Consider the following 13,441-nt stretch of genomic DNA (forward strand, 5'->3'; position numbering starts at 1 on the left):
GAAACGCTTCGCTAGCTTCGTCGCAAAAGGGGCTGTCCCAAACTACTTTTGGGACAGCCCCTTTTTTTGTTATTATGGAGTTGCTGGACCGCAGCTTTCTGCCAAATTCACGTAGCCTGGTTCATCACTGGCAACCATCGCTTTTAATGGAGCAGCTTCGGCTGCAGAATTGGTTTCCAGTTCGCTTATATCTTGAATCGTATTATTTTCCGTGGAATGGTTTTCACGTGTTTCCATATATGCGTACATTCTTTCCTGGCTATTCATTTCTTCCAATGGATTGCCGTAGAAAGATAAGAGGATCAGTCCAAATGCCCCGACGATTAAAGTAATGCCTAAAAGGGAAAGAAACCCTTTCATAATAACCCCCGCTTTCTTTTGTTGCTTCTTAGTAATCTTTAACGTATTTTCTGTTTAAAAGTTCCCGTTTGCGCAATAATGTAAGGTAAATGATGTTTTTAAAAAAGAAACCGCAAGGAGGCGAAGGGATGCTTACATTGAAAACAGAAATTTGCAAGCTATTCAATATTCAATACCCCATTATTCAGGCAGGTATGGCTGGTGGGCCGACGACTGCAGAATTGGTTTCCGCTGTTAGCGAGGCAGGCGGACTTGGAACTTTGGGAGCTGCCTATCTCGCTCCGGAAGATTTGCGAAAAACCATCCGGCAAATAAAAGAATCGACCAGCCAACCGTTTGCGGTGAATATTTTCTCTGAAAGCTCAGAAGATGATTATAGCCGTCTCGCTGAAGTGCAGCAAGTTTTAAATCCTTTTCGAAAAGAATTAGGGATTGAAGAAATACCGGCTGCCTACGCTTCCCCGAATTGGAGCCGACAGCAATTTGAGATTTGCCTTGAACTGGAAGTGCCGATTATTAGTACGGCGTTTGGCTGCTTACCCACTGAACAAGCGATCATGGCAAAAGAACGAGGCATCAAATTGATTGCGATGGCAACTACCGTGCGAGAAGCAATCCAAGCAGAGAAGGCGGGAGTCGATGCTATCGTTGCGCAAGGCAGTGAAGCGGGCGGACACAGAGGCACCTTTTCGCTTGAAGAACATCCAATGGGCGCATTGGTTGGTACCATGTCATTGGTGCCTCAGGTAGCAGATGCTGTGAAAGTTCCGGTGATTGCAGCAGGTGGGATTGCGGATGGCCGTGGACTTGTTGCTTCGCTCGCACTTGGAGCGAAAGGGGTCCAGATTGGAACCCGCTTTTTGCTGGCAACTGAATCCGGTGCGCATAACGCCTATAAGCAGGCAATCGCCGAGAGCACAGAAGAAAGCACAGTGATTACAAAAAGCTTTTCCGGCAGGCCGGCGAGAGGATTGCGAAATCGTTTTATCACTGAGTTTGAGAAAGTAGGCATGGCGCCACTGCCTTTTCCTTCTCAAAATACTGCCACCAAAGATATTCGTGCGGCAGCAGCAAAGCAAGGGAATAGCGAATTTATGTCTTTATGGGCTGGGCAATCGACCCGGATGCTGGAAAATGGACAAAGCGCCAAGGAAATGATCGATTCAATCGTAGAACGCGCAGAAGCGCTCTGTAAAGCGGAATAAGTTTTGTTTTGGCGGCTGAGCCTATCGGCCGCTTTTTGTTTGGTTGAAACTTTTAGATGATTGAATCGTATAAAAGGTATCAAGAAATCAGCAAGTATAGAGGAGAATTCGTTATGGGAAGTATTTTATTATTTTCAGTGGTTGTTGCAATCGCAGCCGCTGTTATCATTGTTCCGTTAACCAGTGCAAAAGGGGAAGAGGAAAAGGGCAAGTCATTAGTAGTCCCGGCACTTTTGTTTACTGCAGTGATTGGGGCAATCGTTATTGCGCTCGCTTATTATTTCCTCAATATTGACCGGAATTTAACGTCGCTTTGGCCCGTGCTCGCAGTAGCAGCCGGCCTTGGCGCATTGTTTTCAAAAGGGTTGGAACAAAAAGCCAAAAGCGTTTTGTTCGGTGCCACACTCTTGTTTGCAGCTTATCTATTTGCAGCGCCGCTCTTAAATGCAGATGAGAAATTTAAAATGGTGGAGATGGATGAGGAAGTGGAAATCGAAGCATTTGATGAAACACAGACTCCAGCCAGCGTACCGCCAAAATTTGCACGAAATAAGATGAAGAAAGCATTTGGACAAGTGCCAAATACGAGCTACTATGAATTGGGGCAGCTGCAAGTACAGAAAGTGAACGAAGAATTCGTTTATATTGCGCCAGTCGAATTTTCGGGTTTCTTTAAATGGTGGAACGCGGATGTCACCCCGGGTTATTTCACTATGAGTGCGACAGATGCATCAGCTAATCCAAAATTCATCCAATCTGAAATGAGCTATACGCCTTCTTCTTATTTCAATAAAAACATCGAGCGCCATATGCGTTTGGAAAATCCGGAAGCAATTTTCTATGGAGAAGTTCAGTTGGAAGTAGATGATGAGGGCAAGCCATACTATATCCGGTCATACGGTGATTTCGTCACTGCTAGAAACGGCTTTGATGTAAAAGGAATTGTCGCAATCGATCCATCTTCCGGGGAAAGCATTACGTATAAACTGGAAGACGTACCCGCATTTATCGATGGAGCCGTTTCGCCGGAATCGGTGAGTTTGGAGAACAGCTACTACGGGAACTATGTACATGGTTTTTGGAACAGCAAATTCGGCAAAAAAGACGTGAAGCTTCCTTCGGATGAAGGCACAGAAGCGAATGTCAGCCCGATTTTTGACGCTGATGGCGAGATGTATTATTTCACCGATTTCACAAGTCCGAAAGAAGGCGTGGATTCGATGCTGGGCTATTCATTGACGAATGCCCGCAGCGGGGAATCGACTTATTTTACGGGAAGTCTGGAAGATTCCTATATGGACTCGCAAGGGAATTTGCAAATCATTGAAAAGCAATTTATCGAGAAGGAGTGGTCTGGTGAAATGCCGGTCCTCTATAATTTCTACGGGGAAGCTAGCTGGTTGACGCCGGTTCTCGATTCGAACGGTTTCCTGCAAAACTATTTTATCGTTTCAGCAGCAAATCCGGAGATCTCCGTTTACGCAGGAACGCCAAATGAGGCATTGAAACTCTATAAGACCGCGCTGCAAAGAGGCGGCAGTACAGTAGACGGAAGTTCTGAGGCGGAAGAAGCAAAAACTTCTGGAGTAGTAGAGCGGGTATTTAAAGAACGGGTAGGGGATTTCACTTCCGTTTCGTTCTTGCTTGAAGATGGAACCAACTACATCGTCTCTTCTGAAAATGTGCCGTTAGCCATCTATTTGGAGGAAAATGATCAAGTGAATATGACTTATTTCCAGACAGGCGATATCTTCCTGCCGGTGAAGGAATTGGTGATTGAAGGAGTCAATTGATCGAACGGAAAGCCTTTTGCGAATGCAAAGAGGCTTTTCTTTTTCAGGAAATTCTTTTTGCTTTATTGAATAGGGTTTTGCGATTAAACTGATGGAGAGGTGATGCGCGTGCGAAAAGTTTTTTGGTTGGTTGTCTTGCTGGTGCTTCTTTTTTTCGCACGGCCGTTGTGGGAAGAAAAAGCCAGTGAGTATGTGGATGTGAGTTTTTTAGAATCGATTGATGAAATGATTGAGCAAGTGGCCGGAAATCCTTCCATCACGAAAGCGGTCGATCAGGCAAAAGAATTCACCGCGGATCTCGGCGGACAATTGCAGACGTTTGTCGGCCAAAGTTCGGCAGAGATGCCGGAACAAGTCGACAAGCCGGAGCTTGAGGGAACCGAGTCCTTAGTTGCGATCCATAACATTACGCTTGGGATGTCCAAAGAAGAGGCCCAAGCGGTGGTTGGCTTGCCGCTTCGCTTGATGCGAAACGAGTACGGCACGGATTGGCATAGCTATCATCAAGATTATCAAAATTATATGCTGCTTTCTTATAACGATAAAGGCCAAGTAAATGGCATGTTTACCAACCAGGATCTAATCTCTTCAACCAAAGGGATCACGATGGCCTCTAACCGGGAAGCGGTCAGAGCCGCTTTTGGAAAACCGTTGAAAAGCCTTCAAAAAGGAAATGTGCAATACATTCTTGATACACGTAACGAGTACGACATGTTCAAGGTCAATAATCTCTATATTACGGTTTTTTATGATATCCATGAAGAAAACACGGTGACCGCTATACAAGTAATTGATGAGAAACTAGAGGCGAAGCGTTCTGGCATTTATGCAGAGCCTGATAAGGAATTGAAAGAAGGCTATGAGTTTTTGCTATACGAATTGACCAACTCAGCCCGCATCCAACGCGAACTTCCTCTATTGAAATGGGATGAAACTGCGCGTGGAACAGGACGCAAACATAGCCAGGACATGGCAGACAATGATTATTTCAGCCATACCAATTTGGCTGGAGAGTCGCCGTTTGACCGGATGGGTGATGACGGCATCACGTTCTTTGTAGCAGGCGAAAATCTGGCTTATGGGCAGTACAACAGCATTTTTGCCCACGAAGGCTTAATGAATTCAGCCGGGCACCGGGAAAATATCGTAAAACGGGACTTCGGCTACTTAGGAGTAGGCGTTGCCTATAATGATGAAAATCAGCCCTATTACACAGAAAACTTTTTTAACCGATAGCTTTTAAAAAGCTTCTATCAATAAATGAAAAACAGCATCCGCAAATGGCGGATGCTGTTTTTTTAGTTCATCAAATACCAAGCCAGTATGACAAGTGGTCCGACAATGAAGCAGTAAAGGGCAAAATATTTCAGCTGTCCTTTTGCCATAATGTTCATAAACCATTTCAATGAGAAATAGGAAGCCACAAGGGAACCAAGAAAAGCCACTGTATAAGGAATGGCCATTTGAGCCAAGTTGCTGTCGTTCAAAATATCTGTAAAGCTAAGCACAGCCCCGCCCAAACTGACAGGGATAAACAAAAGGAAAGAAAAGCGCAAAGCAGTCTCCTGGTTGATGCCCCGCGCCATCGCTGCCACGATCGTTGCACCGCTTCGGCTGATTCCTGGAATCAATGCCACAGCCTGGGCACAGCCGATGATGATGGCATCCTTCATCGTCATATTGCCATCCTTACGCTGTCCGCGCATATTGCGGATGAGCCATAAGCCGACACCGGTAACGATGAGCGTGACGCCAACTGTAACGATGGTGGAGAGATTTTCGTCGATTTGGTCTTGGAAAAGAACACCTACCAAGCCTGCTGGAATTGTTGCGACTACTAAATACACAACAAACATGAAGTCGCGTTTCGTTTCTTCATTTTTCACCTTGAAATAACGAAGCCCGTTAATAATCAGCCGTTTAATATCCTTGCGGTAAATAATCAGGACAGCGATCAATGACGCACTGTTCACTAAAAGAGCGAATGTCGAGTTGCTGCCTTCGATTTCCACGTCCAAAAAATATTGGGCGATCAGAAGGTGCCCGCTTGAAGAGATGGGAATCGGTTCGGTCAAGCCTTGAAAAAGCCCGAGCAGTAAAAACTTAATGGTTAGCCATAATTGTTCCATAGAATAAGTCCTCCAAAAATTTCATCATTCACCCATTATACGGGACGCATGGCAGTTCGAAAAGTTCGGCCGCACAGAAATATAAATGATATTTCATGGTAAACTGGGTATACACGATAGAAGAAAGGAAGTGAATCGCTTTGACCAATAAATTATGGTTTCAAGTAGGCATTGGAATTATATTAACTTTAGTAATCATACGATTATTCATTGAAGTCCAAGCCATATTTGATCCGTTGTTCATTATTGCACAAACCGTATTTGTACCGCTATTGCTTGGGGGAGTCCTATTCTACCTGAGCCGCCCAATTCTGCATTTTTTAGAAAAGAGAAAATTTCCTCGATGGGCTGGAGTCATTACCATTATTCTATTAATCGTTCTCGTATTTTATCTGTTTTATGCGATGATCGGTCCAATGGTGACGAAACAAGTAAATTCCTTGGTTGATAACGCACCTGCAATCATCGAAGATGTAGAAGATTACGGCATGTACCTATTCGAACAACGGGACCGATTGCCAGATTCCATTGAGGAGCAGATCAACGGACTGCAAGGACGCGTTGGAGAATTTGCCAGCAATATCGGCGGCTGGGTCATTTCGTTCTTAGCGAGTTTTGTATCCGGTGTCGTTACCCTTGTGCTCGTTCCGTTTTTCTTAATCTATCTTCTATTAGATCATCAGAAATTTGCGCCGTTTGTAGCCGGATTCTTTAAAGGGGAGCGCAAAACCTGGATCCGGAAAACCTTGAGTGATGTGGATGAAACGCTGCAAGCCTATATTCAAGGACAGCTATTCGTCAGTTTCCTTGTTGGAGTGATGCTGCTGATCGGCTATCTGATCATTGGCTTGGATTATGCATTATTGTTGGCATTAATCGGCATGTTTACCAATGTCATTCCGTTTTTAGGGCCTTATATTGCGGTCATTCCCGCCATCATTATAGCGCTTGTACAAGATCCGATCATGGCCGTTTACGTAGCCATTATCATGCTCATTGCCCAACAGATTGAGAGCAACCTCATTACACCGAATGTCATGGGGAAATCGCTGGATGTCCATCCGCTGACTGTTATTACCTTGATTTTAGCAGCCGGAAATATTGCCGGGTTGTGGGGCATCATTCTTGCTATCCCGGTTTATGCGGTTATTAAAACAATCGCGAAAAACATTTATGCGCGCAGACAGGAAATCCGTCATACCGCCACAAAAGAAGTTTAAAGAAATCCCAGTCGGCCGCCCGTGCCTGCTGGGATTTTTTTGTGTAGCGTATTACTTGACTCTGATTAGTTCACCCCCTAAACTAGTGATATTGGTTTAGGGGGTGAACTAGTTGGATGACCGAATAAAAGAAGCCGTTGATCTTTTCCAGGAAGTGATGTTTTATGGAACGGAGAAAGTCATCAAAGGCGTAGATAATCCGCTTTGGAAAGAATATTCCCCGGAACAGATGCAGATGCTGAAGCTGATTGGCAAAGAAGGGAAGATTACTTCCAGCCGGCTAGCAATCTTGCAGTCCGTACATAAAAGTGCAATTTCCAATCGGATCAAAAAATTGCTGCAAAAAGATGTGATCCGTATTGTTCAGGAAGACCAGCAAGATCGAAGAGAGAAGTTTATTGAACTGACAGACAAGGGAAAAGAGATTCTTATGAAGTCGGATAAAGCAGTGACCGAGTATATTGAGAACCTTTTAGCGCGCAATATCGAAGACGAGGAAATTGAACAATTTCTATCGTTTTTCCGGAAATTGAGCCATATTATCAAAATGGATGGAGTGGAATAAATGAAAACGGTATTGAAACTAAAATGGCCGATCACGATTGCCATGATCGTGTTGACGGTCGCTTTGTTCTTACTGGCTCCCAATTTAACGGAGCAGGCAGAAGAAGCAGGATCTTTCCAGCTTTCTGAAGAAGCCTCTTCCCAATTGGCAGCTACGATCTTATCAGACGCTGGGGCCGCGGAACAAACGATTTCCCTAGTCATTGAACTTGATGATGAATTAGATGAAAGCATGAAGGAATCCCTTTCTTCCCTTGCTTCAGAAGTGGAAGACTTAGGTGGTCCGATTACCAGTGTGTTAAATCCTGTTGAAAGCCCTGAACTGGAAGAACAATTAATTTCAGAAAACGGGCAGACAGTTTTAATCCCAGTGACAGTCGATGGGACAGATGAAGAAGTGAATAAAGTAGCGGATGAAATTCGCGAATCCATCCTTCCTGACGACATGACCGCCTATATTACAGGTGAAGCGATTATCAATAATGATGTGAATATCAGCGCGCAAGAAGGGCTGAAACGGACAGAAGTCATCACGGTCGTATTGATTTTCGGCCTCTTGCTTGCAGTGTTCCGTTCAATCGTAACACCGTTTATTCCACTTATCGCAGTGGGTATTTCTTATCTATTGAGCCAATCAATTGTGGCCTTTTTCATCGATTGGTTTGGCTTCCCGGTATCTAACTATACGCAGATTTTCCTTGTCGCAATTCTTTTCGGAATTGGGACAGATTACTGCATCTTGCTGCTAAGCCGCTATAAAGAAGAGCTGGCTGCGGGGCATGGCGTCGAAGAATCGATCATCAATACGTATAAGACAGCAGGAAGAACGCTGCTGATCAGCGGAATCGCCGTATTTATCGGTTTCTTCGCTATTGGATTTGCAGACTTCCCAATTTTTAAATCCGCTGTTGCAGTAGCGGTCGGCATTTTCGTTCTGCTGCTCGTATTGTTTACTGTCGTACCGTTCTTTATGTCATTACTAAAAGAGAAATTATTCTGGCCGGCGAAAAAATCGGCCGCCCATAAAGACAGCAATCTTTGGATTGTGATGAGCAAACTGTCGATCAACCGTCCGTTATTATCGATGCTTGTCGTAGCGGTCATTACTGTCCCGCTATTGTTTACGTATAACAACTCGCTATCGTTTAATACGGTAGACGAAATCGGTTCGGAATACGAATCGGTGAAAGGGCTCCGCGCTATTGAAAAAGGCTTCGGCAAAGGAGATTCCTTGCCGGTGGAAGTTGTTGTTAAATCAGATGAATCGTTAATCGATGAAACGACTGTTCCTTATTTTGAAGCATTGAGCAGAGAAATCGAAAAAGTGGACGGCGTTGAAAACGTTCGTGCCATTACACGCCCTACAGGCGAAGTGATTAATGAATTGTATGTAGATGAACAGCTGGGCTTATTGGCTGATGGATTAACCGAAGCACGTGATGGCCTCGGAGAAGTTCAAGCCGGCCTTACAGAAATCGAAAACGGATTATCCGGCGTCAGTGGCCAAACTGGGGGAGCGGGCGGCTTAGGCGATGCTGCAGCTGGCTTAGCTCAATTGAACGGCCAACTTGGCCAAGTAACGCAAGGGTTGCAGGCAACAGGCAATATCCAGCAAACGGTTGGCGCTTTATCGCAAATTAGCGGAGGGCTTACGCAAATCCAGCAAGGATTGGAAGGCGCAGCTGGACAAGCGGGAGAACTCGGTGCAGGCATTTCCCAACTTTCAGATGGCATCAGCGCTGCGAATGAAGGCTTAGGCGAGATTGAAGCCGGATTGACAGAAGCAGTCGATATGATGCAGACAATGAGCGATAGTGAAACAGTTCGCGATACCGGTTTGTTCATTCCAGAAGGAACGCTTGAAAGTGAAGATTTTGAACAAGTGTTAGACCGCTATACGTTTGCAGAAGGGACAGGAGTAACGATGGAGGTCATTTTGTCGGATGATCCTTACTCCCATGAAGCTATTGAAACAACGGCTAATATTAAAGACGCGGTAGAACGGGGTGCGAAAAACACGCCGCTCGAAGATGCAGAAATTGCGTTCAGCGGAATTTCAAGCATCAATAGCGATCTTCAAGATGTATCTTCGAATGATTTCACAAACACAGTGACGATCATGCTGATCAGCTTGTTCGTGGTGTTGGCAATCCTATTCCGTTCGTTGATCATGCCGCTGTACATGATCGGGTCGCTCTTATTGACCTATTACACCTCCATTTCCATTGCGGAACTGATTTTCGTCAACGGCCTTGGCTATGACGGCATCAGCTGGGCGGTTCCATTCTTCGGCTTCGTCATGCTCGTTGCCCTTGGAGTCGATTACTCGATCTTCTTACTCGACCGTTTCCGCGAAGAGTCATTCAATGGCATCAGCGTTCGCGATGCGATGAGAACTTCCATGGCGAAAATGGGTACGGTCATCATCACCGCCGCCATCATCCTGGCGGGTACTTTCGGTGCAATGATGCCGTCCGGCGTCTTGAGCCTCGTGCAGATTGCCACAATCGTCATCACAGGCTTGCTGTTGTACGGCTTGATCGTACTGCCGCTCCTGATTCCAGCAATTTCGGTTTCATTCGACCGTGGAGTCTGGTGGCCATTCGGCAATAAACAACATAAACGCTAAGAAAAAGCTGCCTGCGGGCAGCTTTTTCTGTTTTTAAATTTAATTGGCGAGACGCGGGGAAACGATAGAAACCGGATCCATGTTTGTAATTTAAGAAATTCTTAAGGTTTTTCCTGCTTAATTCTTTAACATTATCGGCTATTTTTATAAATAGTGAGAATGCCAAGCTAGTTCAGGAGGTATTTCAGGATGCTTGGTGCAGAAAGGCAGGAAACTTATGGGTACAAAACAACGGATCATCGGGAGCGTTTTGTTCATCTATTCAATTCTAATCGTCTATTTTATGTTCTTTGGCTTTGGAAGGCCAACTGCAGCGGGAGGGGTTCACGAATACCAATTTAATCTCATACCCCATGCACTCGCATTAAAATTTCCAAGCATGTCGGATTTAAAATATTTCCATCTTTGGTTTTTTAACATAGGCAATTTGGCTGCTTTTATTCCATTTGGCATCTTGATCCCTTTGTTGCAGCGTTGGAAATTTCCCAAATTCATCTTCTTATTTTTTATCGCAATTCTGGCATTAGAAACGATGCAGATGCTGACGTTTCTCGGGAGTTTTGATATAGATGATGCACTGGTAAATGCCGCAGGCGCAGCGATCGGTTTTTATGCGTACAGATTTGGATCTCACTATACGGGTATTGGGAAGAGAGCCATTGCCACATGCATATGTATCACCCTCTTTTCGATTGCGGTAATTGGTTTTTCAGAGCTGCTAAATAAAATGACGACCCCAGTAGAAGGTCCGGAAATAGCTTTGAATGAGGCTGGGAAAATCTCTGATGGATCCTATCAAAGTTTTAAAGTGGGCCCCGTAAAAGTCGAACCCACAAAAAACTTGTATAAGGGAAATGGTCAAGGCACAACAGAATTCTCCTATAAATTAGATGGAAAAGATATCGTGCTGTCTTTAAACTACGGAATCCCGTCCAATGCAAAAAGCGATAAGGGACAGATCCGCATTTCTGTTGATGGCAAAGAAGTAGATTCCTATTCCGTAGATAAAGGGATGAATTATCCGAATGCTTCTGAAACTGCCATGGAAAAAGTCAATGAACTTATTATCACGATTGAAGGCGAAGTGATGTTATGGGATGTGGCTTTTAAAGAAATGGGGTATTGGTGGAACTACTGATCGCAGTCAGCGGTCCTGGTGGAACCATTCACAGCCTACAGGAGATGAAAGTACAGTGGATTTTGGAGTTGGCGGAGCGTTGAAGCAGATGTGTCGGAATCCACTGTCCGTGTTATACTAGGGGCAGAGCGAACTTAAGAAACGGGGTAAATCTATTGTTAACATTTGAACAGAAACTGGCGATTATTGAATCGTTCCCAGAATTGGCGCGTAAAGACGTATCGATGAAACGTGTGAATTTCCATTACGAAGAAAGCTTGTACGATAAGAAAATTGTGGTCTATCACTTGCATCCGAACGGCAACGGTTTTGTCTATGTCGGAAACTTGCCGCAGTATGAAGCGGATGATCGAGGCTTTGTTAACGTACGCGATTTCTCTGAAAAGGAACTTCGCAGCATCGTTGCAGATTCATTGGATTACTTATCCCTTGAGCCGGAACCGCCATATGACAAGACGTGGACAAACCGCGAAAACGAAAAGCTGGATCTGGTTTACGAAGAGCCTTTCTGGAATATCTACACAGGAAAAAACCTGGAAGAAAGCTTCGGAACGTTTAGCGATGCCGAAGACTATTTGATCGATCAAGGTTTTAAAGAGCCGAAGTAATGGATATCCAGCTGCTTGCAAAAGGCGAAGAGCCGCCAATGGAATTGCTCCTTGAAGCCGATCCTTCCGAAAAGCTGATCCGTCTTTATTTGGCTGAAGGGCATTGCTATGTGGCAGAATTGGACGGTCGAGTGATTGGCGTCTACGTGCTTCTGCCGCTGTCGGAATCAGCTGCCGAAATAAAAAATATTGCCGTGGCTGAAATGGAAAGAGGCAAAGGCTATGGCAACAGAGTGATTGAACATGCGCTGGACGAAGCCCGAAAAGCCGGGTTCCGGCATGTAGAAATCGGTACAGGGAATTCAAGTTTCGCTCAGTTAGCCTTGTATCAAAAATGCGGTTTTCGGATGAAGTCCATTGACCGGGACTTTTTCACCCGCAACTATCCCGAGCCGATTATTGAAAATGGCTTAGAGTGCCGGGATATGGTGCGTCTGGAATTCACTTTTTAAACCCTTCTATTTGGAAGGGTTTTTCTTTTTGGCGTAAAATAAATTACGTTATAAGGAAATTTTTATTGTTCCTTAAAGTAATTTAATTTACGATATAGAGTAAGGGGGAGGAGAGAAAATGGAAGATATCCGATTAAATGTTCCGTTGCTTAGAAAAAGGGTGCCTAATTTAACAACTGCTGCAAAAGAAGTAGGCATTCGTCCAGCTACAGTATCGAATTTGTGTACAGGAAAAATCGATCTCGGGAAGGCGGAAGTGAAAACCTTGGTCGGCCTGGCTAAACTTGCAAATTGCACGGTAGATGAATTGATACTTCGAGGGGAGAAGATGAAGATGATTGAAACAGGAATCAAAGCTTTAGACTTTTTCGCGCCCATTGTGAAATATGGATCGACAGGTATTGTCGCACGTCCTGGAATGGGACAATTGGTCATTGTTGCAGAACTTCTGCACCGTTATCAAGAGCAGAACCTTTCTACTGTTTTCTTAGTTCCGTCCGGATCTCCGGCAGAACTGGAAGGTATTACGGAACTGGCAAGCTACCTCACAGAAACAATCGAAGAAACCATCACTAAGTTAAAAAAAATCGGAAAAGAAGCGGTTCTTGTAACTGACAAAAGCCATATGGATTCAGGCGCACTTTTTGAAATACAGGAACAGCTAGGGCATGAATCCTTGACCACCTTGCTAGTCGATTTATCTGGTGAAGCGGTAGACGATGATTTTCCTTTTGGGCCGCTTGAGACAGTGTGGCAACTGGATGCAGATTTAGCTGCCCGCCATCAATATCCGGCATTAAGCCCGCTTCATTCCACTTCCTCTTTGCTTGAAGACGCTCAGCTGGATGAACGCCATTTCCAATTGCGCCAACGTACGCAGAAAGTGCTGCGCCGTTACCGCGAACTTCGATCGCTCGTACAAGTGCGGGGTCTCGATAAAATCAGTGAAGATGATTTGGCGACGTATCGTAAGGGCGAGCTGCTTGAAGCATATTTCACCCAAGCATTTTATACTGCGGAAGAATTCACCGGACAGAAAGGGCAGACGGTACCTCTTGAACAGACTTTGGCTGATGTCGAAAGCATCTTAAACGGCCAGGCTAATCACCGGAGCAGCGAAGAATTGCAATTTATCGGTGCCTTGTCTTAACAAAAAAAGAACGTCCTCTTTGAGGGCGTTCTTTTTCTATACAGATAATCGTGTTTGAAAAGCAAGAAATCCCATGTACTTACATTTAGTTCCTAAATTACAGGCATTTAAAATAAAACAGCAGTCCATATGAATCAAATGAGGAAAATTAAATTTGATTTTATAAAAAATTTGTTTAATTCAGTCCTCCCTT

12 protein-coding genes are annotated in these 13,441 nt (G+C 44.6%); 10 read left to right on the forward strand and 2 right to left on the reverse strand.

The window, feature by feature from the left end; genetic code table 11:
• Nucleotides 1-72 precede the first annotated feature (72 nt).
• Nucleotides 73-360: a hypothetical protein gene (locus tag AC2EXB_RS02335; RefSeq protein ID WP_483603419.1), complete on the reverse strand. Its 288-nt coding sequence runs from the start codon at nt 358-360 to the stop codon at nt 73-75.
• Nucleotides 361-488: 128 nt separating this feature from the next.
• On the opposite strand from AC2EXB_RS02335, the gene AC2EXB_RS02340 reads away from it, so the two are divergent.
• The 3 genes from AC2EXB_RS02340 (at nt 489) to AC2EXB_RS02350 (ending at nt 4,594) form a co-directional block, all read left to right on the forward strand.
• Nucleotides 489-1,565 (forward strand): NAD(P)H-dependent flavin oxidoreductase, encoded by a 1,077-nt coding sequence (locus tag AC2EXB_RS02340; RefSeq protein ID WP_483603421.1) that lies wholly within the window; start codon nt 489-491, stop codon nt 1,563-1,565.
• Between the two features lie 113 nt (nt 1,566-1,678).
• Entirely contained in the window at nt 1,679-3,358 is a 1,680-nt protein-coding gene (locus tag AC2EXB_RS02345) for a sulfite exporter TauE/SafE family protein (RefSeq protein WP_483603423.1), read from the forward strand.
• Nucleotides 3,359-3,460: 102 nt separating this feature from the next.
• Nucleotides 3,461-4,594 carry a CAP domain-containing protein gene (locus AC2EXB_RS02350; RefSeq protein WP_483603425.1) on the forward strand — a complete coding sequence of 378 codons (1,134 nt, stop codon included), beginning with the start codon at nt 3,461-3,463 and terminating at the stop codon, nt 4,592-4,594.
• 62 nt (nt 4,595-4,656) lie between these two features.
• Here the strand turns inward: AC2EXB_RS02350 and AC2EXB_RS02355 are convergent, their stop codons facing one another.
• The gene (locus AC2EXB_RS02355) at nt 4,657-5,487 is read right to left on the reverse strand and encodes an undecaprenyl-diphosphate phosphatase (RefSeq protein WP_483603426.1); all 831 of its coding nucleotides are present in this window, start codon (nt 5,485-5,487) and stop codon (nt 4,657-4,659) included.
• A gap of 140 nt (nt 5,488-5,627) precedes the next feature.
• Between AC2EXB_RS02355 and AC2EXB_RS02360 the strand changes: the two genes are divergently transcribed.
• The 7 genes from AC2EXB_RS02360 to AC2EXB_RS02390 all read left to right on the forward strand — a co-directional run bounded on the left by AC2EXB_RS02360 (nt 5,628) and on the right by AC2EXB_RS02390 (nt 13,248).
• Nucleotides 5,628-6,707, forward strand: coding sequence for an AI-2E family transporter (locus AC2EXB_RS02360; RefSeq protein ID WP_483603428.1), 1,080 nt, complete (start codon nt 5,628-5,630; stop codon nt 6,705-6,707).
• A 112-nt stretch (nt 6,708-6,819) separates the two neighbouring features.
• On the forward strand, nt 6,820-7,272 hold the full coding sequence (locus AC2EXB_RS02365; RefSeq protein ID WP_235198082.1) for a MarR family winged helix-turn-helix transcriptional regulator: 453 nt from the start codon (nt 6,820-6,822) through the stop codon (nt 7,270-7,272).
• Nucleotides 7,273-9,900, forward strand: coding sequence for an MMPL family transporter (locus tag AC2EXB_RS02370; protein ID WP_483603430.1), 2,628 nt, complete (start codon nt 7,273-7,275; stop codon nt 9,898-9,900).
• A gap of 196 nt (nt 9,901-10,096) precedes the next feature.
• A complete protein-coding gene (locus AC2EXB_RS02375) occupies nt 10,097-11,038 on the forward strand; it encodes a VanZ family protein (protein ID WP_483604708.1) in 942 nt (313 codons plus the stop codon).
• A 155-nt stretch (nt 11,039-11,193) separates the two neighbouring features.
• The gene (locus AC2EXB_RS02380; RefSeq protein ID WP_235198085.1) at nt 11,194-11,646 is read left to right on the forward strand and encodes a hypothetical protein; all 453 of its coding nucleotides are present in this window, start codon (nt 11,194-11,196) and stop codon (nt 11,644-11,646) included.
• Entirely contained in the window at nt 11,646-12,098 is a 453-nt protein-coding gene (locus AC2EXB_RS02385) for a GNAT family N-acetyltransferase (protein ID WP_483603432.1), read from the forward strand. Before AC2EXB_RS02380 ends, AC2EXB_RS02385 begins: the two co-directional genes overlap by 1 nt.
• Before the next feature lie 118 nt (nt 12,099-12,216).
• Complete coding sequence (locus tag AC2EXB_RS02390; RefSeq protein ID WP_483603434.1) at nt 12,217-13,248, forward strand: ATP synthase beta subunit C-terminal domain-containing protein; 1,032 nt, start codon at nt 12,217-12,219, stop codon at nt 13,246-13,248.
• Nucleotides 13,249-13,441 lie beyond the last annotated feature (193 nt).

It is taken from the genome of Planococcus alkaliphilus (assembly GCF_057031095.1).

Bases quoted from the DNA above. Each gene is read 5' to 3' on its own strand.
- AC2EXB_RS02335 (WP_483603419.1), bottom strand. From the start codon at position 360: ATGAAAGGGTTTCTTTCCCTTTTAGGCATTACTTTAATCGTCGGGGCA.
- AC2EXB_RS02340 (WP_483603421.1), top strand. From the start codon at position 489: ATGCTTACATTGAAAACAGAAATTTGCAAGCTATTCAATATTCAATAC.
- AC2EXB_RS02345 (WP_483603423.1), top strand. From the start codon at position 1,679: ATGGGAAGTATTTTATTATTTTCAGTGGTTGTTGCAATCGCAGCCGCT.
- AC2EXB_RS02350 (WP_483603425.1), top strand. From the start codon at position 3,461: ATGCGCGTGCGAAAAGTTTTTTGGTTGGTTGTCTTGCTGGTGCTTCTT.
- AC2EXB_RS02355 (WP_483603426.1), bottom strand. From the start codon at position 5,487: ATGGAACAATTATGGCTAACCATTAAGTTTTTACTGCTCGGGCTTTTT.
- AC2EXB_RS02370 (WP_483603430.1), top strand. From the start codon at position 7,273: ATGAAAACGGTATTGAAACTAAAATGGCCGATCACGATTGCCATGATC.
- AC2EXB_RS02385 (WP_483603432.1), top strand. From the start codon at position 11,646: ATGGATATCCAGCTGCTTGCAAAAGGCGAAGAGCCGCCAATGGAATTG.
- AC2EXB_RS02390 (WP_483603434.1), top strand. From the start codon at position 12,217: ATGGAAGATATCCGATTAAATGTTCCGTTGCTTAGAAAAAGGGTGCCT.